This window comes from Vogesella amnigena (assembly GCF_042648905.1).
GTDB lineage: Bacteria > Pseudomonadota > Gammaproteobacteria > Burkholderiales > Chromobacteriaceae > Vogesella > Vogesella amnigena.
Map to the genome: position 1 here is coordinate 273,588 of NZ_JBHRYH010000021.1, position 23,869 is coordinate 297,456.

Annotated in this window: 19 protein-coding genes; 8 read left to right on the plus strand and 11 right to left on the minus strand. The window is 64.4% G+C overall.

The window, feature by feature from the left end:
* Positions 1-92 precede the first annotated feature (92 nt).
* Positions 93-896, minus strand: a complete 804-nt coding sequence (locus ACFOKJ_RS11145) for an ABC transporter ATP-binding protein (protein ID WP_449369338.1) — start codon at positions 894-896, stop codon at positions 93-95.
* A gap of 294 nt (positions 897-1,190) precedes the next feature.
* Here ACFOKJ_RS11145 and ACFOKJ_RS11150 point away from each other — a divergent pair, with 294 nt between their 5' ends.
* Positions 1,191-2,618 carry a sigma-54 interaction domain-containing protein gene (locus ACFOKJ_RS11150; RefSeq protein WP_390279546.1) on the plus strand — a complete coding sequence of 476 codons (1,428 nt, stop codon included), beginning with the start codon at positions 1,191-1,193 and terminating at the stop codon, positions 2,616-2,618.
* A gap of 714 nt (positions 2,619-3,332) precedes the next feature.
* On the opposite strand, the gene ACFOKJ_RS11155 is transcribed toward ACFOKJ_RS11150, so the two are convergent.
* The 3 genes from ACFOKJ_RS11155 to ACFOKJ_RS11165 all read right to left on the minus strand — a co-directional run bounded on the left by ACFOKJ_RS11155 (position 3,333) and on the right by ACFOKJ_RS11165 (position 6,196).
* Entirely contained in the window at positions 3,333-4,283 is a 951-nt protein-coding gene (locus tag ACFOKJ_RS11155) for a PDR/VanB family oxidoreductase (RefSeq protein WP_390279548.1), read from the minus strand.
* Positions 4,283-5,422: an aromatic ring-hydroxylating oxygenase subunit alpha gene (locus ACFOKJ_RS11160; RefSeq protein WP_390279550.1), complete on the minus strand. Its 1,140-nt coding sequence runs from the start codon at positions 5,420-5,422 to the stop codon at positions 4,283-4,285. The genes ACFOKJ_RS11155 and ACFOKJ_RS11160 overlap by 1 nt, the downstream gene beginning before the upstream one ends.
* A 195-nt stretch (positions 5,423-5,617) precedes the next feature.
* Entirely contained in the window at positions 5,618-6,196 is a 579-nt protein-coding gene (locus ACFOKJ_RS11165; protein WP_390279551.1) for a TMEM175 family protein, read from the minus strand.
* A gap of 175 nt (positions 6,197-6,371) precedes the next feature.
* On the opposite strand from ACFOKJ_RS11165, the gene ACFOKJ_RS11170 reads away from it, so the two are divergent.
* Positions 6,372-7,661 (plus strand): sensor domain-containing diguanylate cyclase, encoded by a 1,290-nt coding sequence (locus ACFOKJ_RS11170; RefSeq protein ID WP_390279553.1) that lies wholly within the window; start codon positions 6,372-6,374, stop codon positions 7,659-7,661.
* Between the two features lie 183 nt (positions 7,662-7,844).
* Here ACFOKJ_RS11170 and ACFOKJ_RS11175 read toward each other — a convergent pair whose 3' ends face one another.
* Together ACFOKJ_RS11175 and metH are read right to left on the minus strand one after the other, a co-directional pair.
* On the minus strand, positions 7,845-10,679 hold the full coding sequence (locus ACFOKJ_RS11175; protein WP_390279555.1) for an autotransporter outer membrane beta-barrel domain-containing protein: 2,835 nt from the start codon (positions 10,677-10,679) through the stop codon (positions 7,845-7,847).
* Positions 10,680-11,038: 359 nt separating this feature from the next.
* A complete protein-coding gene (metH, locus tag ACFOKJ_RS11180; protein ID WP_390279556.1) occupies positions 11,039-14,770 on the minus strand; it encodes a methionine synthase in 3,732 nt (1,243 codons plus the stop codon).
* 123 nt (positions 14,771-14,893) lie between these two features.
* On the opposite strand from metH, the gene ACFOKJ_RS11185 reads away from it, so the two are divergent.
* The 3 genes from ACFOKJ_RS11185 to ACFOKJ_RS11195 all read left to right on the plus strand — a co-directional run bounded on the left by ACFOKJ_RS11185 (position 14,894) and on the right by ACFOKJ_RS11195 (position 17,374).
* Positions 14,894-15,679 carry a substrate-binding periplasmic protein gene (locus ACFOKJ_RS11185; protein ID WP_390279558.1) on the plus strand — a complete coding sequence of 262 codons (786 nt, stop codon included), beginning with the start codon at positions 14,894-14,896 and terminating at the stop codon, positions 15,677-15,679.
* Between the two features lie 44 nt (positions 15,680-15,723).
* Positions 15,724-16,305: a YqiA/YcfP family alpha/beta fold hydrolase gene (locus ACFOKJ_RS11190; protein WP_390279560.1), complete on the plus strand. Its 582-nt coding sequence runs from the start codon at positions 15,724-15,726 to the stop codon at positions 16,303-16,305.
* Between the two features lie 94 nt (positions 16,306-16,399).
* Complete coding sequence (locus tag ACFOKJ_RS11195; RefSeq protein WP_390279562.1) at positions 16,400-17,374, plus strand: quinone oxidoreductase family protein; 975 nt, start codon at positions 16,400-16,402, stop codon at positions 17,372-17,374.
* A 176-nt stretch (positions 17,375-17,550) separates the two neighbouring features.
* Here ACFOKJ_RS11195 and ACFOKJ_RS11200 read toward each other — a convergent pair whose 3' ends face one another.
* The 3 genes from ACFOKJ_RS11200 to ACFOKJ_RS11210 form a co-directional block, all read right to left on the minus strand.
* Positions 17,551-18,003: a hypothetical protein gene (locus ACFOKJ_RS11200; RefSeq protein WP_390279564.1), complete on the minus strand. Its 453-nt coding sequence runs from the start codon at positions 18,001-18,003 to the stop codon at positions 17,551-17,553.
* Positions 18,004-18,058: 55 nt separating this feature from the next.
* Positions 18,059-18,376, minus strand: a complete 318-nt coding sequence (locus tag ACFOKJ_RS11205) for a hypothetical protein (protein ID WP_390279566.1) — start codon at positions 18,374-18,376, stop codon at positions 18,059-18,061.
* Positions 18,377-18,602: 226 nt separating this feature from the next.
* Positions 18,603-19,193, minus strand: a complete 591-nt coding sequence (locus ACFOKJ_RS11210; RefSeq protein WP_390279568.1) for a hypothetical protein — start codon at positions 19,191-19,193, stop codon at positions 18,603-18,605.
* A gap of 208 nt (positions 19,194-19,401) precedes the next feature.
* On the opposite strand from ACFOKJ_RS11210, the gene ACFOKJ_RS11215 reads away from it, so the two are divergent.
* Positions 19,402-20,133: a response regulator gene (locus ACFOKJ_RS11215; RefSeq protein ID WP_390279570.1), complete on the plus strand. Its 732-nt coding sequence runs from the start codon at positions 19,402-19,404 to the stop codon at positions 20,131-20,133.
* Positions 20,130-21,440: an ATP-binding protein gene (locus ACFOKJ_RS11220; RefSeq protein ID WP_390279572.1), complete on the plus strand. Its 1,311-nt coding sequence runs from the start codon at positions 20,130-20,132 to the stop codon at positions 21,438-21,440. The genes ACFOKJ_RS11215 and ACFOKJ_RS11220 overlap by 4 nt, the downstream gene beginning before the upstream one ends.
* Here ACFOKJ_RS11220 and ACFOKJ_RS11225 read toward each other — a convergent pair.
* Together ACFOKJ_RS11225 and yihA are read right to left on the minus strand one after the other, a co-directional pair.
* The gene (locus ACFOKJ_RS11225; RefSeq protein ID WP_390279574.1) at positions 21,437-22,303 is read right to left on the minus strand and encodes a DMT family transporter; all 867 of its coding nucleotides are present in this window, start codon (positions 22,301-22,303) and stop codon (positions 21,437-21,439) included. The genes ACFOKJ_RS11220 and ACFOKJ_RS11225 overlap by 4 nt on opposite strands.
* 189 nt (positions 22,304-22,492) lie before the next feature.
* Positions 22,493-23,131, minus strand: a complete 639-nt coding sequence (yihA, locus tag ACFOKJ_RS11230; RefSeq protein ID WP_390279576.1) for a ribosome biogenesis GTP-binding protein YihA/YsxC — start codon at positions 23,129-23,131, stop codon at positions 22,493-22,495.
* Positions 23,132-23,222: 91 nt separating this feature from the next.
* On the opposite strand from yihA, the gene ACFOKJ_RS11235 reads away from it, so the two are divergent.
* Complete coding sequence (locus tag ACFOKJ_RS11235; protein ID WP_390279578.1) at positions 23,223-23,843, plus strand: c-type cytochrome; 621 nt, start codon at positions 23,223-23,225, stop codon at positions 23,841-23,843.
* Positions 23,844-23,869 lie beyond the last annotated feature (26 nt).

Below are 23,869 nucleotides of genomic sequence, written 5' to 3' on the forward strand. Positions count from 1 at the left end.
ACTCAGGTATGCGCATTTACCACTTGTAAACTCCGCTTCCTCAGTCGTTTTCGCCTTGTCTCGCGCGAGCTCGCTAGATCGTGAACACGCTCTCAGGCGCGGCAGAACTGCGCGTTGACGAACTGACGGCAGCGTTCGCTGCCGGGGTTTTCAAATACCTGGCTGGCGCTGCCCGCTTCTTCGATGCGGCCCTGGTGCAGGAACATCACCTTGCTGGACACATCGCGGGCGAAGGCCATTTCGTGGGTGACCAGCACCATGGTGCAGCCGTCCTGCGCCAGGTCGCGGATCACCTTCAGCACCTCGCCCACCAGCTCCGGGTCCAGTGCCGAGGTGGGCTCGTCGAACAGCATCACCGCCGGGCGGGTGGCCAGCGCGCGGGCAATCGCCACCCGCTGCTGCTGCCCGCCGGACAGGAAGGCCGGGTAGCTGTGGCGCTTGTCGGCAATGCCCACCTTGGCCAGCAGCGCCTCTGCCAGCTCGATGGCTTCCTGGCGCGGCTGCCCCAGCACACGGGTAGGCACTTCGATCAGGTTTTCCAGCACCGTCATGTGCGGCCACAGGTTGAAGTTCTGGAACACCATGCCCAGCCGGGTGCGGATGCGCTCCACCTGCCGTGGATCGACGATCACGTTCTGGCCGCGACGGTTCTGCGCCAGAGCCACCTCCTCGCCGGAGATCAGCACCTGGCCGCTGTCCGGCACCTCCAGCAGGTTCATGCAGCGCAGCAGGGTGCTCTTGCCGGAGCCGCTGGCGCCGATCAGCGACACCACCTCGCCCTGGTGGGCAGTGAACGACACCCCCTTCAGTACGTGGTGGTTGCCGAAATGCTTGTGCAGATCGCGGATATCGATGATGGGCTGGCTATCGGACGAGGTGGTGGGCAGTGGTTGCAAGCGATCTCTCCCTGTTCTGGCGGCCCCGCGCAGAGCGTGGCGGCGGCGTCTAGATGGGAAGCTATTCAGCAGAAAGCGTGCCACACCGACAGCGATAGAAAAACGCAGCAAAAACATTGACTTGGATCAATTTTGCGTTTCGCGGATTTTTAGTGGATGCGTAGATAGTTGCGTAACTGCCAGATATCTGGCGGCCCGGAGCGGGCAGAATGGCGGTACCGGCGGACGCCGGCTGGCATGCCGTGGTATGAATAGTAAAAAAACGATAACGGGACACCCGGAGGAGACACACAGATGGAAGCGCAACTGGCCGCCGCCATTGCCGTATTCAAGGAGTTCCTGGACTCGCTGCCGCAGCCGGTGGCCATCGTCGATAGCGATGGCAACTACGTGTATTACAACGAGGAAAGCGCCCGCCAGGACGACTACCTGGCCGCACACGCGCTGGGCAACCCGCTGCTGCAGGTCTACCCCAGGATGAACCAGCACAGCAGCACCCTGCTGCAGGCGGTACACAAGGGTACCCGCTATCACAACCAGTACCAGCTGTACTACAACGCCAGCGGCAAACCGGTGCACCAGGTGCATACCACCCTGCCGCTGAACAGCGGCAGCGGCGAGATCATCGGCGCCATCGAGATCGCCCGCGACCTGTCGGTGATCAACCACCTGCACGAGCAGTTCGTCGACCTGCAACAGCGGCTGCAGGCGCAGCAGGCACAGGCCGACGACGGCATCATCACCTGCGAACCGGCGATGCAGAAGCTGGTGCAGCAGGCGCAGCGGCTGGCCAAAACCGACGTGCAGGTGCTGATCTACGGCGAAACCGGCACCGGCAAGGAGCTGTTCGCGCGCCTGCTGCACAGCCACAGCGACCGCGCCGGCAAACCCTACCTGGTGATGAACTGTGCGGCGATGCCGGAGCAGCTGTTCGAAAGCGCGTTGTTCGGCACCGTGAAGGGCGCGTTTACCGGCGCCGAAGACCGCGCCGGCCTGCTGGAAAATGCCCACGGCGGCACGCTGTTTCTCGACGAGCTCAATTCCATGCCGCTGGCGGTGCAGGGCAAGCTGCTGCGCGCGCTACAGGAGCAGACCTTCCGCCGTGTCGGCTCCAGCAAGGAATGCCAGGTGGACGTGCGCATCATCGCCGCCACCAACGAATCGCCACAGCAGATGCTGGAGCGGCAGCGCATCCGCCCGGACCTGCTGTACCGGCTCAACGTCGGCTATCTCACCATTCCGCCGCTGCGCGAGCGCAAGCGCGACATCCCGCTGCTGGCGCAGGCCTTCCTGGAGCGCAACGGCAAGCTCACCGGCAACCGGGTGAAGCGCATCAGCAATGCGGTGCTGGACCGGCTGCAGCGCCACAGCTGGCCGGGCAATGTGCGCATGCTGGAGAACATCATCCTGCGCAGCCTGATCTTCTGCGAAAACGGCGAGGAGCTGGATTTCGTGCTGCTGGAGGACGACGAGCAGGCCAGCGAGGAAAAGGCCGTTGCCCCGCAGCTGGCGGCTGCCAGCACCCCGCCGGCCATGCCGGCAGCCGGAAGCGGCACGCTGGACGAACAGCTGGCCGCCTACGAACGCAGCCTGCTGCTGCACTACCTGCAGCGCTACCCCAACCTGTCGGAGGCGGCACGCCAATGCGGCCTGCCGCGAGCCACACTGCAGTACAAGATGAAGAAATACGGCATCCGCCTGACCCAGCAGGTGGTGGGCTGAGGCAGGCCAGATCAGCAGGAAACCATGCGGCCAACCTTTCGGGCGAAGGGTTGGCCGCATGGTTTTATGGGGGCAGCTGGCGTAGCCCGGATAAGCCGCAGGCGCATCCGGGAACGAGGGCACAGATACCCGGATGCGCTGCGCTTATCCGGGCTACGGGTCCTACCGTGAGCCATACCCAGCAATTCACCTAATCATGCAATTGGTAGAACCGAACCAACTTGCCCCCAATCCCGTTGGCGCGAGCCGAGCAAAATGGTGCGCCCCAGGTTTTAAGACGCCGATCTGTTTGAGTCCCGAGCCGTTAGCGAGGGGCGAGTTCGGCGGCGCCTGGGGCGTGCCTTTTTGCCCGGGGTTTCGAGTAGCCGTCGGGTCGCCTTTTCTTCGGATACCTTCTTTTGGCGACGCAAAAGAAGGTATCCCGTACGCCGGGCGGAACCGGCGACCTCAATCATCATCCGCGAAGCGGATACAAAACCACGCAACACGGCAAAAGCTCGCGGTAAACGTTGGGCTTCGCTGCGCTCAACCCAACCTACGATGCTGAGGCAAGCCAGGCCGGGTCAGCAGGAAACCATGCGGCCAACCTTTTCCCGAAAGGTTGGCCGCATGGTTTTATGGGGGCAGCTCGCGTAGCCCGGATAAGCCGCAGGCGCATCCGGGGAGTGCGGCCAAGGTCGCACGACGTTCCCGGATGCGCTGCGCTTATCCGGGCTACAGGTCCAGCTCCAGCCGCGCGCAGGCGGCGCGCGACACGCACAGCATGATGCGATCCTGCGCCTGCTGCTCGGCGTCGCTCAGGTACTGGTCGCGGTGCTCGGCGTTGCCGGAGAGCAGCCGTGTTTCGCAGGTGCCGCAGTAGCCTTCGCGGCACAGGCTTTCCACCCGTACCGCGCTTTGGCGCTGGATGGCGTCCAGGATCGACTCGTTTGCCGCCACCGCGATATCCAGCCCGCTGCGCGCCAGCCGCACGCTAAACGCACCACCAGTGGCTGCCACCTGGGGGGCAAACTGCTCGATATGCAGCCTCCCCTCGGCACGCAGCTGCTGGCCGGCGGCCTGTGCCGCGTCCAGCAAGCGTTGCGGGCCGCAGGCGTAGACATGATCATCCGGCCCCAGCGTGGCCAGCAGCGCCGCCACATCCAGCCGCTGCCCCTGGCTGCCGTCGTACAGGCTTACCTGCGGCTGGCCGGCCAGCTGGGCCACGAAGGCTGCCGTGTCGGCATGGCGAAAGGCATAGTGCAGCTCGCCCTGCCCGCCGCTGGCCTGCAGCGCCGCCAGGTGGGCGATGAACGGCGTGATGCCGATGCCGCCGGCAATGAACACATGGCGCCGCGCCGCCGACTGTAGCGCGAACAGGTTGGCCGGGGTGCTGAAGTGGATGGCGCTACCCGGCTGCAGCGCATGCAGCCAGGCCGAGCCGCCGCGCGATGCCGGCTCGCGCTGCACCGCGATGTGTACCTCCGCGCCACCGCCGCTGGCATCCAGCAGCGAGTAGGCATTCACCGGGCTGTCCGCCGCCGCCCCCACCCGCAGCAGCAGGTGGCTGCCGGAGGCAAAGTCCGGGTAATGGCCGGCAGTTGGCCGCAAGGTGAAGCGTTTGATATCGGGCGCCAGCACGGTGATGTCGCTTACCGTGCCGGCCAGCCAGTGGATAGTGCTCATCACGCTTCCTTGTCGCGGCGCGGGTAGTAGCCGGCCACCATGCGGTGGAAGTAGGCGATACCGTGTTCGCTGATACCGCTGCGCGCCGCGTCCACCATGATGCGGCCCTGGCCGCGGTAGCCGCGCGATTGCAGGCCGCGCTGCACGCTTTCCACCAGTGCCAGGTCTTCCGGGCGGAAGGTCTGCGTGGCCCAGGTGATGAAGTTGCGCTGCTCCGGGGTGACATCCTTGCTCTTCATCAGCACCTCGTAGTACTGCACGGTGAGGCCAGCGGCCACCGGGTATTCGTAGATAACGGTCATGGTGTCGTCGCCCGGCACCACGTTGAACATCACGCACGGCCATACCCAGTAGCCGCTGAAGGCCTGATTGTTCACTTCCTTGTCGAAGGAATATCCCTGCTCGGACGATTTACTGTGGCCGTGCTGCAGTGTCCAGTTGCCGTGGAAGGTGTGGGTGTAGCTGCTGCTGTCCACCGAGCTGGAGAAGCCCGGGTGCGCCGGCGCGCAGTGGTAGCACTCCATGTAGTTGTCGACGATCACCTTCCAGTTGGCCGGGGTGTCGGTGATGGTGCGCGAGGCCACCTGCAGCTCGGCCACGTTCGGGCATACCGCTTTGAGATGGGCATCCAGCCCGGCCAGCGCGGTTTCCACCGGCGGCGCGTCCATGTCCATGTTCACGAACACGAAGCCGGCGTACTCGGCCACGCGAATCGGCACCAGGTTGTAGTCGGCCTTGTTGAAGTTGGCCACGTTCTCGCAGTTACGCGCCACCGCCAGCTCGCCATCCAGCTTGAAAGTCCAGGCATGGTAGGGGCAGCTCACCACGTTGCGGGCGATACCGCTGTCCTTGAACAGCTCGTGGCCGCGGTGCGGGCAGACGTTGTAGAAGGCGCGCAGCGTGCCGTCGCGGCCGCGCACCGCCACCAGGTTTTCGCCCACGATCTTGCGGGTGACGTAGGCATTGATTTCGGCCAGTTCGCTGGCATGGCACAGGCACAGCCAGGCGTGGGTGAAGATGTGTTCCTTCTCGTACTGGAACACCACCTCGGAGGTGTAGTAGCTGGCCGGCAAGGTATGGGCATTGTCCATGTCCTGGCAGAAATCTGCGGGCAGATCGGTTCCGATGGCGCTGTGCATGGCTAACTCCTGTGGTGGCATGGTCGGGCCGGAGAGTCCGGCAGATAGCATGGCCATAGCAGCCGGCGTGCCAACCGGCACACAACGCCTATCCTGCTGATTTTCAATGAAAAATTACCATCAGCAGCGGCAGAAATTTCAGGCAGGAGTAAAAAAAACGGTGAAACTGCCAGTTTTCCGGCAGGCAAGTTGCCATCAATGCGGATCGATCTCCCGCTCGATGCGGCGATCCGGAATCAGCCACAGCAGCGCCAGCAGCACATAGATGGCCTGCGCCAGCCAGTGCAGCCAGAACGAGGCGGCAATGCCGAGCAGGTAGCCCAGCGGCGACAGCTTGCCCTTCCAGTCGCGCCCCAGTGCCCGCTTCAGCGGCGAGGCCTTGCCGTCGGTGCACATGATGCTGAACTGCAGCAGGTACCAGGCGATGGCCGCCATCAGCAGTACCACGCCGTAGGCGGCGGTGGGTAGCGGCGCGAAGTGGTTCTCGCCCATCCAGCCGGTGGCGAACGGGAACAGCGACAACCAGAACAGCAGGTGCAGATTGGCCCACAGCACGCTGGCGGAAACATGGCGGGTGGCATGCAGCAGGTGGTGATGGTTGTTCCAGTAGATGGCCACGTAGATGAAGCTGAGCACATAGCTCCAGAAGCTGGGCAGCAGCGGCGCCAGCGCCGAGAAGTCGCTGCCGTGCGGTACTTTCAGTTCCAGCACCATGATGGTGATGATGATGGCCAGTACGCCATCGCTGAATGCTTCCAGCCGGTTCTTGCCCATACGGTCTCCTGTTTGCGGCCAAGGCCGCAGTTAATGCTGAATCATTGGCAATGACCAGCTGATTTTATAGATGATTTTTTTACTGCCGCGGTGGCCGTGTCGCGCGCTGGAGTTGGCCGCACAATCTGCCAGAATGCATTAGCCACCGGCCTTCGTGCCGACAGGGAGCATGGCGATGCAAGATAACAATCATGTGCAGGAGCTGCTGCGCGAACTGCTCAGCCTGCGCCAGGTGTTGAACAATGTCGGTGCCTACATCTACACCAAGGATGTCGCCGGTAACTACACCTATGCCAACAATATGGTGTGCGAGCTATTCGGTGTGGCGCTACACGATGTGGTGGGCAGCGACGACAGCCGGTTCTTCGATCTGGATATCTCCAACCAGCTGCGGCTCAACGATCGCAAGGTGCTGGATCATGGCGAGACCCTGGTCAGCGAAGAGCTGAACATCATCAAGGCCACTGGCGAGACACGCATCTACTGGACGGTAAAGGCGCCGGTACGCGACGAGCAGGGCACGATCATCGGCATGTGCGGCATTTCCACCGACATCACCGAACGCAAGCGGCTGGAGGCGGAGCTGCGCGAGCAGCGCCAGCTGCTGGACACGGTGCTGAACAATGTCGACTCCTACATCTACATGAAGTCGGAAGACCGCCGTTTCCTGTACGTGAACGAACGCACCGCCGCGCTGCTGGGGCTGGCGCCGGAAGACATCATCGGCAAGCTGGACAGCGAAGTGATTGCCCGCGCTACCGCCGACCACCTGTGGGAAATCGATCGCCAGGTGTTCGACAGTGGCCACAAGATGGCCGGCGAAGAAGAAATCACCGACGAAAGCGGCCGGGCCTCCTATTACTGGTCGGTCAAGGTACCCATCGTGCTGCAGGACCAGCCCAAGGCGCTGATCGGCTTTTCCACCGACATCACCGAACTGCAGTTGCTGAAAAAGGAGCTGGAGCGGCAGGCGCTCACCGACATGCTGACCGGGGTGAGCAACCGCCGCTTCTTCATGCAGAGCCTGGAGCGCGAATTCAGCCGCGCGCGCCGCTACAGCACCAGCCTGGCGGTGATGATTCTGGATATCGATCATTTCAAGAACATCAACGACAGCCACGGCCACCATGCCGGCGACCTGGTGCTGACGCGGGTGGCCAGCCACCTGCAGGGCCTGATGCGGCAACACGATATCCTCAGCCGCATCGGTGGGGAGGAGTTCGCCATCATCCTGCCGGAAACCGATGCCGAAGGCGCCTGCGTACTGGCCAACCGGCTGTGCGAATCGGTACGCGAGCTGGCGATGCACAGCGAGGAAGGCCGCCAGCTACCCATTACCGTCAGCATCGGCGTGTCCGCGCTGCAGCCCTCCACCGCCGACAGCCAGACCATGCTGAAGCTGGCGGACAAGGCGCTATACCTGTCCAAGGACGCCGGCCGCGACCGCACCTGTTTGCTGATGTAGCACGGCACAGCCACCTTGCGGCCAACTGCCGGTTACGTTGGCCGCAATGACAAGGGCGGGCCATCGGCCCGCCCTTGCTGCATCTGCATGTACCAACACGCTACGCATCCCGCACCGTAGCCCGGATAAGCCGCAGGCGCATCCGGGAAAGCATGGTGACGTCGTTTCCCCGATATGCCCGCCTCAGAAACTGGCCTTCCAGCCCAGGTTCAGCTCCAGCTTGCGCCCTTCCCCACCGCCGGAGGACTGGCCGTAGCGGAAGTCGGCATACAGCTGGCTAGTGGCCGACAGGCGATACTGCATGCCGGCTCCCAGCTCCCAGCCGCCACGCGCAAACTGTTCCTCTACCCGGCGGCCCCCGACTTGCAGCGCAGTCTTGCCACCCATGTCGCGGAACACGTTGGCAATGCCGTAAAACTGGGTTTGATCTTCCGGCTGGCCACTGCTCAGCCGCAGGCCAAGGCGACCACGCAGCAAATTGTTGCTGCTGCCGTCTACCTGCCCGCTGCCATCAGCCATACCCTGGTAGCGGGTATGCAGATACTGCAGCTGCGCCTGCGATTCCAGCTGCCAGCTGCCCCAGCGCGCCAGCGGCAGCCCGCCCTCCACGCTCAGACCAACCCGCCAGCCGCGCTGCTTGGCGCTGCCGCCATAGCTGTCGGTGAACTTGTTGCTGAGCGCGGACAGCTGGCCGACCACATCCACATAGCTGCCATCGGCCCAGGTATGGTTGTACACCACACCGGCCCCCAGGCTGCTGGCGCTCAGTGCACCGGTGCGGGCATCCAGGCCGGCCTGCGGACGCAGGCGGTCATGGAAGTCGGCCTGGCTGCGGGCGTAATCGGCGGTAATGGCCAGGTAGTCGCGGTTGCCGGCCGCATCCTTGCTGTCATGCAACAGGTAGCCTGCCTGAATGCCGTTGCTGCTGCTGTCGTAGCCAAAGCGCTGCGCGCCATCGGCCTGCTGTTGGCCATGGTAGGCACGCAGCCAGTAGCGCTGGCCGCCATCGGTCTGCAGCCACTGGCTACCAATGCGCTGGTGCAGGCTGGAAAGCTGCTGCATGCCCTGCTCGTTCGCCACCGCCTGGGCGGCCAGGTAGTTCACCACTCCCGGGCGGTAAAGCGGGGTACCGGGGTTGGCCGCAGCACAGCTGTTGTTCAGCGAGCAATCAAAGTGGCTCACCAGGTACCAGTCGTTGCCATCCAGCGCGCTGCCCTGCTGCAGCAGGTATTGATAGGCCCCAGCCTGTGCCGGCGCAGCCAGGGTAAAGCTGCCGGCCGCCGAGCTGCCATCCACTTGCACCACGCGGATGCCGTTCACGGTCTGCGCGCCGGGGCTGCCGGCCACCGGACGGATGCTGATAGCGGTGCTGCCGGTGATGTTGCCGGTAACGTGCAGCTGGTCGCTGGTGGCGCTGTCATCGCCCAGATAGCTTTCCAGCGACAGGCTGCTGCCCGCCGTCCCGTGGTAGTTGCCGTTGATGGTCAGCGTCTGGCCCAGGTTCTGCCAGTACAGGCTGCCGGCGTTCGCCACGTTGCCGGTAATGCTGCCGCCCTGCGCATGGCTCAGCATGGAGCCGGTACCGATGTTCACATCTCCACTGATGTTCAGCGCCGCCGGGCTGCTGACACTGCCGCCATTACTCAGCACCAGGCCTTGCAGGCTGCTGTCCGGGTTCGTGCCGCTACCGGTGGCCAGCGTGCCGTCGCTCAGGGTCAGGCTGCCGCCGTCAACATTCACGCTTTGCCAGTTCTTGAGGTTTGCCCCTGCCAGGGTCTGGCTGCTGTTCTGGAACGTCAGCTTGTTGGTGGCAGCTCCGCCGGTGCCGAGGATATCGGTAACGCCACCATCCTCGCTGTTGCCGCCGTCCAGCAGCGTGATGCCGCTGAGGTTGGCCGCACCGCTGATGGTCAGCGTGTCGTTGCCTTCGCCCAACAGCACCTTGCCCGCTACGGTAGCGCCGCTGGCGATGCTGACATCGGCGTTACCCAGGGTGTCCAGCAACGCGGTGCCATTGCTGCTGCCGACATTGGCGCCGCTTTGCAGGTTGATGCTGACAGCGCTGCCTGCTGCGGTATCGGTGAGGATGGCAGCCTGGCTACCACCACTGACACTGCCGGCCAGATTCAGGTTGATCGGTGCGGTGTTATCCGAGTACAGGCCAATACCACTGTCCGCGCCGCTGATGCTGCCTGCGGTCTGGTTGAGGGTGAACGCCGTCATGCTCCCCCCCATATCCAGGAAAATGCCGTCGTTGCTATTGCCCTGTATTGTGCCGGCCAGATTGAAAGTAGCCTGGTCAGTGTAGATGCCGGCATAAATGCCGAGGCTGCCGCTGATCTGGCTGCTGGCATGCTGTAGCAGGGTTACCGGGCCGCCATTGCCAACCATGGTCAGGCCATAGTTGTTGCCCACCGTGCTGACCCCGGTCAGGGTGCCCGCCAGATCCAGTGACATGCTGCCATTGGTCGCGGCGCGGATTGCCGCCCCGCCGCTGATGGTGCTGCCGGCCAGTTGGGTAATGCTGAGATTGCCGCTGGAGAGCATGTCGGTATACACGCCCTGCAAGCCGCTGCTGTTGATATTGCCGCCCAGGGTAAGGTCGATATTGCCGCTGCCACCGGTAGTGGTGGCGCCCAACGTGTAGCTAAAAGGATCGCTGTTGGTCAGTGTGGACCCGGCCGCCAGGTTGACGCTCAAATCGCCGTTGCTGGTGGACAGCGCCAGCGTGTTGCTGGCTGTGGCCTGGAAGCTGCTGTCAGCGGAGACATTCAATGCGTTACCGCTAATGACTTGTGAGTTGCTGGTGATACCGCTGCAGCTGTAGTTGCTACCGCCACTGTTGTTGCAGTCGGCCAGTGCAGCAGAGCTGAACAGGCCGCTGGCGATGGCCAGGCTGCAGACAGCAGCCAGACGCTTCTTGCGCAGGCGGCCACGGCCATGAGCGGTGGACAATTCGCTGACAGCTACCCAGCTGCCCAGCGCTGCATTGTAGAGACTGCGGAATTGCCTGTTCATCTTGAGCTCTTTCTATCGAAGTGTTTCGGTTTCGATAAGATGCAAGAAGATTCGGCATGGCCTAATCAGACCCGTCCTAAAAGCAAGAACTATAGAAAAATAGTGAATGCCAGATTCATCCACCAATCACGATAAGAAGTTTTTATAGATAAATTTACGGTAATTGGCACTAACAGCACGCTTGTCACCGGGAAACGGTACTGCTGTCGCAGGGAGCATGACCGTGCAGACAAACGTCGTGCCGGCATGGTGGCGGCAGGCAGGAGGGGGCGGAACAACGCCTCAGCAACAGCAAGGGCGGGCCATTGGCCCGCCCTTGTGCTTTGCCATGCGGCCAACCTTGGCCGCAGGCATACGGTTTACGCGTTGTAGCCCAGGTTGGGCGCCAGGTCGCGCTCGGCCTGTTCGATGCTCACCCCGCGGCGCTGCGCGTAGCTGGCCACCTGGTCGCGGCTGATCTTGCCGATACCGAAGTAGCGGCTGTCCGGGTGGCTGAAGTAGAAGCCGGATACCGCCGCGGTAGGCAGCATGGCATAGCCCTCGGTGAGGCTCATGCCGATGGCCGGCGCGTTGATCAGCTCGAACAGCTCGCGCTTCACGGTGTGATCCGGGCAGGCCGGGTAGCCAGGTGCCGGGCGGATACCCACGTATTTCTCGTCGATCAGCGCCTCGTTATCCAGCGCCTCGTCGGCGGCATAGCCCCAGAACTCGGTACGCACGCGATGGTGCATCAGCTCGGCGAAGGCTTCGGCAAAGCGGTCGGCCAGCGCCTTCAGCAGAATCGCCGAATAGTCGTCGTTGGCCGCCTCGAAACGGGCCACGTGCGGGTCGATGCCCAGGCCGCCGGTCACCGCAAAGGCGCCGATGTAGTCGGCCACGCCGCTATCCGCCGGCGCGATAAAGTCGGCCAGCGCCCAGTCCGGGTTTTTGTTGCCGTCCTTGTCGGTTTTCACCAGCTGCTGGCGCAGGCCCACCCAGGTCATCAGCGGGGCGCGGGTATCCGGGTCCAGAATCTCGATATCGTCCACGTCCACGCTGCGTGCCGGGAACAGGCCGATCACCGCGTTGGCGGTCAGCCACTTCTCGGCGATGATCTGCTGCAGCATCGCTTGCGCATCTGCCCACAGCGCGCGGGCGGATTCGCCGACGATCTCGTCGTCCAGAATCGCCGGGAAGCGGCCGGCCAGCTCCCAGCTCTGGAAGAACGGCGTCCAGTCGATGTAGCGGGCAATCTCGGCCAGATCGTATTGTTCGAAGCGGCGCACGCCCAGCCATTTCGGCACCGGCGGGGTGTAGCTGCGCCAGTCGATGCGGTGGCGCTGCTCGCGCGCCTCGGCCAGTGGCAGCAGCTTGGCTTCGCCGCGGCCTTCGAAGATGGCGCGCGCCTTGGCGTAGTCGTCGGCCACTTCCTGCACGAAGTTGTCACGCAGGGTGTCGGACAGCAGGTTGGAGCACACCCCCACCGCGCGGCTGGCATCCGGCACGTAGATCACCGGGCCCTGATAGTGCGGCGCGATCTTCACCGCGGTGTGCACGCGGCTGGTGGTGGCGCCACCGATCAGCAGCGGAATGTCGAAGCCCTGGCGCTGCATTTCCTTGGCGACGTGGCTCATTTCTTCCAGGCTGGGGGTAATCAGGCCGGACAGGCCGATGATGTCGGCCTTGTGCTCGATGGCGGCGTCCAGAATCTTCTGGCACGGCACCATCACGCCCAGATCGATCACCTTGTAGTTGTTACAGCGCAGTACCACGCCAACGATGTTCTTGCCGATGTCGTGCACATCGCCCTTCACCGTGGCCATGATGATCACGCCCTTGGCCGGCGCGTCCTGCAGACCGAGGCGGATTTTTTCTTCCTCGATGAACGGCTCCAGGTAGGCCACCGCCGCCTTCATCACGCGGGCGGATTTCACTACCTGCGGCAGGAACATCTTGCCAGCGCCAAACAGATCGCCTACCACGTTCATGCCGTCCATCAGCGGGCCTTCGATCACGTGGATCGGGCGCTCGCTAGCGGCGCGCACCTCTTCGGTGTCCTGCTCGATATAGGTGGTAATGCCCTTTACCAGCGCGTGCTCCAGCCGCTTGGCCACCGGCAGCTCGCGCCAGGACAGGTCCTCGCCCTGCTTGCCGGCCACCGCGTCGCCCTTGAACTTCTCCGCCAGCGCGATCAGGTTCTCGGTGGCGTCGGAGCCGTCAGCGGTTGGCCGCATCAGTACTACGTCCTCGATGCGCTCGCGCAGCTCGGCATCGACTTCGTCATACACCTCCAGCGCGCCGGCGTTGACGATGCCCATGGTCATGCCGCGCTTGATGGCGTGGTACAGGAACACGGCGTGAATCGCCTCGCGCACCTTGTTGTTGCCGCGGAAGGAGAACGACACGTTGGACACGCCGCCGGAAATCTTGGCGTGCGGCAGCTTGTCCTTGATCCAGCCGGTGGCTTCGATGAAGTCCAGGCCGTAGCGGGCGTGTTCCTCGATACCGGTGGCCACCGCGAAGATATTCGGGTCGAAGATGATGTCTTCCGGCGGAAAGCCCACCTCGTCCACCAGGATGCGGTAGCTCTCTCCACAGATTTCCACCTTGCGGGCATAGGTATCCGCCTGGCCGGCCTCGTCGAAGGCCATCACGATCACTGCCGCACCGTAGCGGCGGATCAGCCGCGCCTGTTCCACGAACTTGTCGCGACCTTCCTTCATCGAGATGGAGTTGACGATGCCCTTGCCCTGGATACACTTCAGGCCGGCTTCGATCACCTCCCACTTGGAGGAGTCGATCATGATCGGCACGCGGCTGATGTCCGGCTCGGCGGCGATCAGGTTGAGGAAGCGCACCATGGCGGCGTGGGCATCCAGCATGCCCTCGTCCATATTGATGTCGATCACCTGCGCGCCGTTTTCCACCTGCTGCCGCGCCACGTCGAGCGCGGTAGCGTAGTCGCCGTTGAGGATCAGCTTGGCGAATGCCTTGGAGCCGGTCACGTTGGTGCGCTCGCCCACGTTCACGAACAGGTCGTGGTCGCCGATATTGAACGGCTCCAGGCCGGACAGCCGACACTTGGGCTCGATCTGCGGCAGCGGGCGCGGCGGCAGGTCTTTCACCGCCTGGTAGATGGCGGCGATGTGCTCCGGCGTGGTGCCGCAGCAGCCGCCGATGATGTTCACCAGCCCGGCTTCCGCCCACTCGCGCACCTGCGGCGCCATGTCTTCCGGCGTCAGGTCGTAGCCGGTGGGGGCCAGCGGGTTGGGCAGGCCGGCGTTGGCATGCACCGAGACATAGGTGGCGGAAATGCGCGACATTTCTTCCACGTAGGGGCGCAGCAGGTCCGGGCCCAGCGCGCAGTTCAGGCCGAAGCTCATGGCGTCGGCGTGCGACAGGCTGTTGTAGAACGCCTCGGTGGTCTGGCCGGTAAGGGTGCGGCCGGACTGGTCGGTGATGGTGCCGGAAATCATGATCGGCAGCCGCGCCACATCCGGGCGTTCGTCGAAATACTTGTGGATCGCGAACACCGCCGCCTTGGCGTTCAGCGTATCGAAAATGGTTTCCACCAGCAGGAAGTCGGCGCCGCCGTCCACCAGACCGTCGATGGCCTCGGTGTAGGTTGCCACCAGCTCGTCGAAGCTGACATTGCGGTAGCCGGGGTCATTCACGTCCGGGCTGATGCTGCAGGTACGGCTGGTGGGGCCGAGCACGCCGGCACAGAAGCGCGGCTTGTCCGGGTTGGCCGCAGTGGCGGCCGCGCAGAGCCCTTTCACCAGCCTGGCTGCTTCGTAGTTCAGCTCGCGTACCAGCGATTCCATGCCATAGTCGGCCATGGCGATGGCGGTGGCGTTGAAGCTGTTGGTCTCGATGATGTCGGCACCGGCATCCAGGTAGGCCTGGTGAATGCCGGCAATGATCTGCGGCTGGGTCAGCACCAGCAGGTCATTATTGCCCTTCACATCGCGTGGCCAGTCCTTGAAACGCTCGCCCCGGTAGTCGGCTTCTTCCAGCTTGTGGCGTTGAATCATGGTGCCCATGCCGCCATCCAGAATCAGGATACGGCGCGATAGCAGGTCGAAAACAGGGTGCGAAAGGTGTGTGGACATGGCAAAAGCGGCTTATATAGGTAAAACTACGTAGGCAGAAAGTGTTTCATCTTATCATTGCGAAACAGCAGGATAAGCGCATTGTTTAGAACAATACAGAATAAAAGGCGCCAGGAGCCGCATATGCCGAAGCTATCATCCCCGCGCATGCCCAGGCTGATCATGACCGGCCTGGGCATGCTCGCTCTGACCAGCTGGGCAACCAGCGGCATGGCAGCAGAGCTGCGGGTAGGCGTGGCCGAATCGGATGCCCCGCCCATCGTGGTGCTGAATGCATCGCGCCAGCTGGCTCCCAGCCTCAGCTACGACCTGGGGCAGGCTCTGGCGGCCGAGCTGGGCGTGCGGGCGCAGTTCCGCCTGCTGTCGCGCAACCGGGTGGAGCCGTCGGTGGAGGGCAGCGAGGTGGACATCATCTGCAATGCCAATCCGGCCTGGTTCGGCAACGCCGCCCGCCTGGGCTGGACACGCGATGTTTATCCGCAGGTGGAGCGCGTGGTCACCAGCAACACCCTGCCCCGACAGATTGCGGCCAACCTGGACATGGCCGGGCTGCGCGTTGGCGTGATTCGCGGCTACCACTACCCGGAACTGGAAAAACTGTGGCAGGACGGCCGCGCCACCCGGGTGGATCACCAGCGGCTGGACTCGGTGCTGAAGGCGCTGGCGCTGGGTGCGGTGGATGCGGCGATCAGTTCCGAGCTGGAGCTGGCCGGCTGGGCGCGCGACAACGCCGCCGCGGCACAACGCATCAAGATGCAGCCCTGGGTAGTGTCCACCCGCCCGACCTATTGCGCGGTGGCGCCGAAGGCCCGTCACAGTCTGGCGCGGCTGGATCGCGCCATCGCCAGCCTGGAGCGCAAGGGCGAGATACTGCGCATCCTGCAGCGCTACCAGTGGCGCCCCAACTGACAGGCTGCCATGCTCCTGCCGACGTTTCACCCAGACCAGACACCATGACGCACTACCTATATCTGCACGGCTTCCAGTCCGGCCCCCAATCGCTGAAGGCACGCGAAACCCGCGACTTCTTCACCACCAGCGGGGCGGAACACAGTTTCCAGGCACCACAGCTGTCGCCCTACCCCGCCACCGCCATTGCCCAGGCCGCCGCGCTGATTGCCGATCAGCAGCAGCCGCTGGTGCTGATCGGCAGCTCGCTGGGCGGCTTTTACGCCAGCCACCTGGCGGAGCGCTTTCACCTGCCGGCGGTGCTGATCAACCCGGCCATTTACCCGGAACGCGATCTGGCGCGCTTTCTCGGCCCGCAGCACAACCCCTACACCGGCGAGGACTACGTGCTAACCGAGCAGCACATGGCTGAGCTGGAGGCTATCCGCCCACCGCGAATCCATGCGGCCAACTACTGGCTGTTGCTGGGTACCGCCGACGAGGTGCTGGACTGGCGCGTGGCCGCCTGCCACTACACCGGCGCGCGGCAGACGGTATTCAATGGCGACGATCACCGCCTGCAGCGTTGGCCGCAGTGCCTGCCTGCGCTGCTGCAGCTGCAGGGACGCGTGCCGGCATCGTACTGACAGCAGAACAGCCTGTTGCTGCCCTTGCGCTGCGCTTTATTGCAAGATGCCGCATCTGCGCGCCGAAGCCGCGCCCAATCGACAGGAGCATGCCATGAATCAGGTCATCCGCTTTCACGCCAACGGCGGCCCGGAAGTATTGCAACTGGAAACGTGCGATCCGGGCCAACCCGGCCCGGGCGAAGTGCTGCTGCGCCACACCGCCATCGGCGTCAACTTCATCGACACCTACCACCGCACGGGCCTGTATCCGCTGACGCTGCCATCCGGCCTGGGCTCGGAAGCGGCCGGCGTGGTGGAGGCAGTGGGCGAAGGGGTGGATTACCTGGAGGTGGGCGATCGCGTGGCCTATGCCGGTGGCGCGCAGGGCGCCTACAGCCAGCGGCGGGTGATGAACGCCGCGCCACTGGTGCGGCTGCCGGACGATATCAGCGACGACACCGCCGCCTGCGTGATGCTGCAGGGCATGACCGTGGAGTACCTGATCCGCCGCACCTATGCAGTACAGCCCGGCCAGACCGTGCTGTGGCATGCCGCGGCCGGCGGGGTGGGACAGATCGCGGTGCAATGGCTGAACTCGCTGGGGGTGCACGTGATCGGCACCGTGGGTAGCGCCGACAAGGCCGATATCGCGCGCCGCCTGGGCTGCCGGCAGGTGATCAATTATCGCGAGGAAGACGTGGTGGCACGGGTAAACGAGATCACCGATGGCAAGGGTGTGCCGGTGGTGTACGACTCGGTGGGCAAGGATACTTTCGAGATCTCGCTGAACTGCCTGATGCCGCGCGGCATGTTCGTCAGCTTCGGCAACGCCTCCGGCGCAGTGCCGGCATTTGCGCCACTACTGCTGGCACAGAAAGGCTCGCTGTACTTCACCCGCCCCCGGCTGGGCGATTACGTGGCCACCCGTGCCGAGCTGGAAGCCAGTGCCGCGGCACTGTTCGAGCGCATCCGCGCCGGCGCGGTAAAAGTACAGCCGTCCGCCCGCTATGCGCTGGCCGATGCCGCCCGCGCGCATGCTGATCTGGAGGCGCGCCGCACCACCGGCTCCATCATCCTGCAGCCATAAGCTGGCTGGCCATGCGGCCAACCCTGGCCTCAAAGCAGGCCAAGCCCTTCCGCTCCAGCTGTAGGGTGGGCAAAGCGTAGCGTGCCCACCATGCCGCGTTGCCGGTGGGCACGGCCTGCGGCCTTTACCCACCCTACCGGCTGTGCTGCACCCTGCGTTTCGATTGAGGCTGCGAGCTAGCGCTGGGCGGAACCGTCGTCGGCCTGCTGGAGGATCTGGTGCTGGCACTGCCGGCGCTTGCTGCCGAACAGCGCGCCACAGTCGCGTGCCGCCGTGAGCAAGGCCTGGCAGCGCTCCGGCGGCGTACCTGGCCGGCAGCTGGGCGCCGGCAGCGCGCTGGCCACGCACTGACGGCGGGCCAGCCCCTGCAGCTGGCTGCACTGGTATTGCGCCTGCTGCAAGGCGCGGCAGGCCAGGCTGTCCCGTTCGCGCTTGCAATTATGCGCGGGCGTGAACTGCTGCAGGCAGGCGGGGCGATCGGGCAGGCGCACATCGCTGCAGCTGGCCTCACCGGCGCGCTGCAACTGGCAGGCATTACTATCGGCACTGCTACGGCAGGCATCCGCCGCCCAGGCCTGCGATATGCTCAGCCACACCAATAGCAGCCAAGCCCAGCCTTGCCATTTCATGCCTACCCCCCGGTATTCAAATGTACTGCCCTGATGGCCTGCCGCTGCTGCCGCGTTAATCCGGCTCGTTGAACGGTGCGGCGTTAAGCCTGTCCTGTTTTTTGCGCCAGCGATGCCAGTCTTTTCTGCCCGCCGGGGCATCCGGCTGGCTATCCACCGCGTCCGCCGGCACCGGCAGGCGCACCGCATCATGGCGGCGATAATACCGGCGCAGACGCCGGGCTTCTTCGCGGCTCAGCTCGCCACGTTCCACCGCCTCTTTTAGACGTAGTTCACGCAGCCGCAAGCTGTCCAGCCGCTCGACCTGCTCCGCTTGCTGACCAGCCAGCCACGGCGGAGCCGCCCAGGCAACAGAGCCCAGGGCAGTCGCCATGCCAAGCAGCAACATCGATAAGAGCCGGTTCATAGTCTGCATTCTATCCTGCGGCACAAGGGCATGCCACGCCGGGGGACGTGGCATGCCCAGGCTGCAGACAAAGTGCCTCGTTGACCTGTCACCGGCCCCGGCGAAGCCGGGCCGCGCCAAGCAAGTGTTTGCATCGGCAGCCTTCCTGTTTATAAAACCCCCTGGCGAAAGGACTTTGTCAACACGCTCGGCCTCAGCGTGTCTGGTCCGTAGCCTGGCGCGGCTGGGTACGGTCGGCATTGTTGATCAGCTCCTGCATCCTGGCATGCAGTGCCTGGCGTTGCTGCTGCAAGCTGGCGATCTCGGCATCCGTCAGGGCACCGGACTGCACCGCAGCATGATAGGCACGGGCACCATCGGCACCAGCCCAATCGCCATGCTTGCCACCATGACGCTCGTGCATGCCGCGCTGATGACGACCCGGCTCCGGCAGCAACTGGCTCGGCCAGCTGCTGCGCGCCTTGGTGCGGTCGCTATTGGCAATCAGCACCTTTGCCTTGTCGTGCATGCCCTGGCGCAACTTCTGCAATGCCTCGCGGTCTGCACTACTCAGCTCGCCATCGGCACGCAGCTTCTGCATCTGGGCACGCATGGCCTCGCGATCTTTCTGCAGCGTGGTCAGCTCGGCATCGGTCAGCGCGCCGGACATCACGGCATCGCGAAATGCCTGCATCTCGGCGCGGCCGCCACGCTCGTCCTTGCCCGGGCCAAAGGCCAGGGCGGTGGCGGATACGGCCGCAATGGCGGCAATGGTGGCGGCGGTCAGCACGGTACGGGTTTTCATCAGGCAACTCCTTGCATGGCCCCATGGGGCGTGGTCGATGCTTGCACTCTACGCCGCAGGTTTTGCCCATCTTTGTGCTACTGGCGGCAGAGTGTTAACGGCTGTTAAGTCGCGGCCCCTGCTTAACCTCTCTTTACGCCGGGGCTGACGCCGGCAGGTCGCCACGGTAGGCTGGAGGCTGTTCGATAAAGCATCAACGGAAAAGTCCATGGAGCAACGCAAGATACTGGTGGTAGACGACGACGTGCGCCTGCGCGAGCTGCTGCAGCGCTACCTGAGCCAGCAGGGCTACACCGTGGAAACCCTGCCGGATGCGCGCGACCTGGATCGCAAGCTGGCCCGCAACCGCCCGGACGTGGTGGTGCTGGACGTGATGATGCCAGGCGAGGACGGCCTGGCCGTGGTGCGCCGCCTGCGCGCGCAAGGCGAGCCGGTGCCGGTGGTGATGCTGACCGCCCGTGGCGAGGACGTGGATCGCATCCTCGGCCTGGAAATGGGCGCCGACGACTATCTGGCCAAGCCGTTCAATCCGCGCGAACTGCTGGCACGCATCAATGCGGTGCTGCGCCGCTATGAACATACCCCGGCGGTCACCGCCCAGCTGGCCGATGCGGCGCCACTGCACTTTGGCAGCTGCGTGCTGAATCCGGCACGACGCGAGCTGACTCGCGACGGCGTGCCAGTCAGCCTGACCACCGCCGAGTACGCTGTGTTGCTGGCACTGGCCAGCCACCCGCGCCGGCCGCTTACCCGCGAGCAGCTGATGGAGCTGGCCATGGGCAAGGGCGGCGGCGAATCGCAGGATCGCAGCATCGACGTGCACGTCTCGCGCCTGCGCAAGGCGATCGAAGACGCTGACGGCCCGCCGCGCTTCCTGCAGACCGTATGGGGCTATGGCTATGTGTTCGTGCCGGACGGCGGCAACAAGGACGGAGCATGAAGCTGCCGGCACTGCGCGGCACCCTGTTCAGCCGCCTGGCCATGCTGGTGGTGCTGGCGGTACTGGCCAGCCAGATATTCACCCTGTGGCTGGGTGTGCAGCAGAAAAACCGCCTGCTGTCGCGCCAGTTGTATGCCCAGGTACTGGACACCCTGGCCGACTACGAAGGCGTGCTGGAAAGCATGCCCGCCGCACAGCGCGCGCGCTGGCTGCGCGCCAACAACCACGCCGGCCTGTCACGACTGCTGCCGCTGGACGACCGCACCCGACGTGACGGCCACGTGCCCGGCATGGGCCGCGAGCTGGCACAGACCCTGGGTAGCGCGCTGGGCGAGCCGGTAGAGGTGTATTTCACCAATGGCGAACGCCACGAGCTGTGGCTGAAGGTACCGGTGCTGGAAGAGCACTACTGGCTGGTGGTACCGCTGGCACGCTTCCTGCCGCCCTCGCTGCGGCCAACCCTGCAGGCCGCCGGGCTGGTGGCACTGCTGTCGGTACTGGCCGCCTTTGCCCTGGCCTGGCGCACTACCCGCCCCTTGTCGCAGCTGGTGGCCGCCACCCGCGAGCTGGAAGCCGGACGGCTGCCACCACCGCTCAAGCCCAGCGGCCCGCGCGAGGTACAGCTGCTGATCGAACGCTTCAACGGCATGGCCAGCGCGCTGGATAAATCCGCCAGCGAACGCCGGCTGATGCTGGCCGGTTTGTCGCACGACCTGCGCACGCCGCTGACCCGGCTGAAGCTGGCAGTGGAACTGCAGGACAACAACACCGACCGCGACGGCATGCTGGCCGACATCGACGAGTTGTCACGCATCGTCGGCCAGTTCATCGACTTCGCCCGCAGCGAGGAGCAGCGGCCGCTATCGGCGCTGGCGCTGGATGAGCTGGTGGCCAGCGTGCTGGACAAATTTGCCCGCGATGACATGACCGTGCACTACCAGCGGGCGCCCGCCACGGTCAATGGCGATGCCCTCGGCCTGCAGCGCCTGCTGTCCAACCTGCTGCAGAACGCGCGCAGCTATGGCGCCGCACCGTTCGCGGTGACGCTGACGGTAGCTGGCAACGAGGCCACCCTGCAGGTGAGCGACAGCGGCGCCGGCATCGCTCCCGAGCTGCAGCAGGCGGCACTGGCGCCGTTCGAACGGTTGGCCGCACATCGCGGCACCGATGGCGGCAGCGGCCTGGGCCTGGCCATCGTGGCGCGCATCGTCAAGCAGCACGGCGGGCGGCTCGCCTTCGCCCACCCGCCGCAGGGTGGCTTCGCCGTGCTGGTGACGCTACCTCTGGCAGCAAATAACGACGCCTAGCGGCTGCGCCCCGGCTGCCAGCTCAAGAGCACCACCCCGGCCAGGATCAGCGCCGCGCCCAGCAACATGCCGGCGTTGATCGCCTCGCCCAGCAGCAGCGCCCCCCACAGCACGCCGAACACCGGCACCAGGTAAGTGACGCCGCTGGCACGGGTAGCGCCGAGGCGGGCAATCAGACGATAGAAGATCAGGTAGGCCAGCGCGGTACTGGCCAGCGCCAGCGCGATCACCGCGCCCCATACCCCGGCACCGATGCTGACCACCGGCCACTGCCACCAGGCCAGCGGCAACAGCAGCAGCGAACCACTCGCCAGCATGCCGGTGGTAATCACCAGCGGCGGCACCCCCTGCAGCCAGCGCCGGGTCATGTGCCCGGACCAGCCATAACAGCAGGTAGCGCCCAGCATGGCGGCCAGCGGCAGCAGCGCGTCGGCGGAAAAGCCGGCGCCGCGCCCCAGCATCAGCACCACCACCCCCGCCAGCCCCAGCAGCAGGCCGCCACTGCGGCTCAGCGTCAGCCGCTCCCCGGCCAGCGGCAGCGCCCACAGCGCGGTCATCAGCGGCGTGGTGGCATTCAGCACCGATGCCACACCGGCAGGCAGGGTCAGCGTGGCCCAGGCGATCAGGCAGAACGGCAAGGCAGACAGGAAGACGCCGGACACTGTGATCTGCCACCAGTGCGCGCGCCACTGCGCCAGCCCGCCCTGCCAGCACAGCACGGGCAGCAGCAACAGCGCCGCCAGCGCCAAGCGCAATTCAATCAGCGGCAGCGGCCCCAACACCGGCACCGCCACACGCATGAACAGAAAGGAGCCGCCCCACAGCGCGGCCAACAGCAGCAACAGCCAGTAATCGGTTTTCATCTGCAGGCATTCCGCATTGGATGCCGGCAGTGTAGGTGGCGGATGCGGTACTGGCGATCCGTTTGTTGCGCGCAAAACGCAGGCAAGAAAAAACCCCGGTTGCAATCAACCGGGGTAAATGCCCTTGCAGGCTCCCGCTCAGGGAGGTGAAGCGGGAAGAAGCGCGTTGCTCCTGTCTGCTTTGACGACTTAGTCGTTGAAAGTTTCCGGGCCGTCGAAATCTTCCTCCTCCGGCAGCGGGCAGGCAGCAAACCAGTCCTCCACCACCCGCGACACTTCCTCGGTTCCGGTCTTCTTGGAGCTGGAAAACAGCTGCACCGAAATATTGGCCAGGCCAGCCAGCTCTTTCTTGACCGAGGACAGAACCTTTTGCTGCTCCTGCCGCGACAATTTGTCGGCTTTGGACAGCAGGATATGCACCGGGCGCTGGGTCACCTGGAAGAATTCGATCATTTTCCAGTCCAGCTCCTTCAGCGGGTGGCGCGAATCCATGATCAGCAGCAGCCCCACCAGGCTGTCGCGGGTCTGCAGATAGCGCCCCAGCAGCTGCACCCAGTGCGCCCGTACCGCCTCCGGCACTTCGGCATAACCGTAGCCCGGCAGATCGACCAGAAATCGCTCCTGCCCCAGATCGAAGAAATTGATATGCTGGGTGCGTCCCGGCGTCTTGGATACGTAGGCAAGCCTGGTGCGATTGCACAGGGTGTTGATGGCGCTGGACTTGCCGGCATTGGAGCGCCCGACGAAGGCCACCTCGCAGCGGGTCGGGGGCAAGTCCTGCAAATGGTTTACCGTGGTAAAAAACTGTGCTTTCTGGAAAATCGACATAGTAGTAAGGGCAAAGTCAATTGATATAGAATAGCAGGTTTGAAATTGCCACCTTTACAGATATTTACGCTATCTCTCACTAGGAGCGACCATGAAACGTAAGATGCTGTTGGCTATCGCGGCTGCAGGCTTTGCAGCTGGCGCGATCGCCGCCACCCCGGCTCCGGCAGCCAAGGCCGACCCGGTCAAGGGCAAAGCCATCGTGGATCAGGTGTGCGCTGCCTGTCACGGCGCGGACGGCAACAGCGTGGCGTCTGCCAACCCGACCCTGGCCGGCCAGCACGCCAAGTACATCGAGAACCAGCTGCAGGCCTTCAAGAAGGGCGATCGCAAGAACCCGATCATGCTGGGCATGGCCACTCCGCTGTCCGCTCAGGACATGAAGAACGTGGCTGCCTACTTCAGCAGCCAGAAGGTGAAGCCGCGCGAAGCCGCCGACAAGAGCCAGATCCCGCTGGGCAAGAAGCTGTACCTGGCCGGCAACCCGGCGACCAAGGTTCCGGCCTGTATGGCTTGTCACGGCCCGGCTGGCCGCGGCATCCCGGATCAGTACCCGGCACTGGGCAGCCAGCATGCAGGTTACGTTGTGGCCCAGCTGAACGCCTTCAAGGCCGGCACCGACCGCAAGAACCAGATCATGGCCGATATCGCCATGCGCATGAGCGATGCCGAAATGAAGGCGGTTGCGGAATACATTTCCGGCCTCCGCTAAGCAGCGCAACTTTTTTGCGTGGCAGT

What these genes read in the sequence shown, in the direction of transcription:
- ACFOKJ_RS11170 (WP_390279553.1), top strand. Translation starts at nt 6,372, where the DNA reads ATGCAAGATAACAATCATGTGCAGGAGCTGCTGCGCGAACTGCTCAGC.
- ACFOKJ_RS11155 (WP_390279548.1), bottom strand. Translation starts at nt 4,283, where the DNA reads ATGAGCACTATCCACTGGCTGGCCGGCACGGTAAGCGACATCACCGTG.
- ACFOKJ_RS11205 (WP_390279566.1), bottom strand. Translation starts at nt 18,376, where the DNA reads ATGGCGACTGCCCTGGGCTCTGTTGCCTGGGCGGCTCCGCCGTGGCTG.
- ACFOKJ_RS11165 (WP_390279551.1), bottom strand. Translation starts at nt 6,196, where the DNA reads ATGGGCAAGAACCGGCTGGAAGCATTCAGCGATGGCGTACTGGCCATC.
- ACFOKJ_RS11215 (WP_390279570.1), top strand. Translation starts at nt 19,402, where the DNA reads ATGGAGCAACGCAAGATACTGGTGGTAGACGACGACGTGCGCCTGCGC.
- yihA (WP_390279576.1), bottom strand. Translation starts at nt 23,131, where the DNA reads ATGTCGATTTTCCAGAAAGCACAGTTTTTTACCACGGTAAACCATTTG.
- ACFOKJ_RS11200 (WP_390279564.1), bottom strand. Translation starts at nt 18,003, where the DNA reads ATGAAATGGCAAGGCTGGGCTTGGCTGCTATTGGTGTGGCTGAGCATA.
- ACFOKJ_RS11190 (WP_390279560.1), top strand. Translation starts at nt 15,724, where the DNA reads ATGACGCACTACCTATATCTGCACGGCTTCCAGTCCGGCCCCCAATCG.
- metH (WP_390279556.1), bottom strand. Translation starts at nt 14,770, where the DNA reads ATGTCCACACACCTTTCGCACCCTGTTTTCGACCTGCTATCGCGCCGT.
- ACFOKJ_RS11210 (WP_390279568.1), bottom strand. Translation starts at nt 19,193, where the DNA reads ATGAAAACCCGTACCGTGCTGACCGCCGCCACCATTGCCGCCATTGCG.
- ACFOKJ_RS11195 (WP_390279562.1), top strand. Translation starts at nt 16,400, where the DNA reads ATGAATCAGGTCATCCGCTTTCACGCCAACGGCGGCCCGGAAGTATTG.
- ACFOKJ_RS11225 (WP_390279574.1), bottom strand. Translation starts at nt 22,303, where the DNA reads ATGAAAACCGATTACTGGCTGTTGCTGCTGTTGGCCGCGCTGTGGGGC.
- ACFOKJ_RS11235 (WP_390279578.1), top strand. Translation starts at nt 23,223, where the DNA reads ATGAAACGTAAGATGCTGTTGGCTATCGCGGCTGCAGGCTTTGCAGCT.
- ACFOKJ_RS11185 (WP_390279558.1), top strand. Translation starts at nt 14,894, where the DNA reads ATGCCGAAGCTATCATCCCCGCGCATGCCCAGGCTGATCATGACCGGC.
- ACFOKJ_RS11160 (WP_390279550.1), bottom strand. Translation starts at nt 5,422, where the DNA reads ATGCACAGCGCCATCGGAACCGATCTGCCCGCAGATTTCTGCCAGGAC.
- ACFOKJ_RS11220 (WP_390279572.1), top strand. Translation starts at nt 20,130, where the DNA reads ATGAAGCTGCCGGCACTGCGCGGCACCCTGTTCAGCCGCCTGGCCATG.
- ACFOKJ_RS11150 (WP_390279546.1), top strand. Translation starts at nt 1,191, where the DNA reads ATGGAAGCGCAACTGGCCGCCGCCATTGCCGTATTCAAGGAGTTCCTG.
- ACFOKJ_RS11175 (WP_390279555.1), bottom strand. Translation starts at nt 10,679, where the DNA reads ATGAACAGGCAATTCCGCAGTCTCTACAATGCAGCGCTGGGCAGCTGG.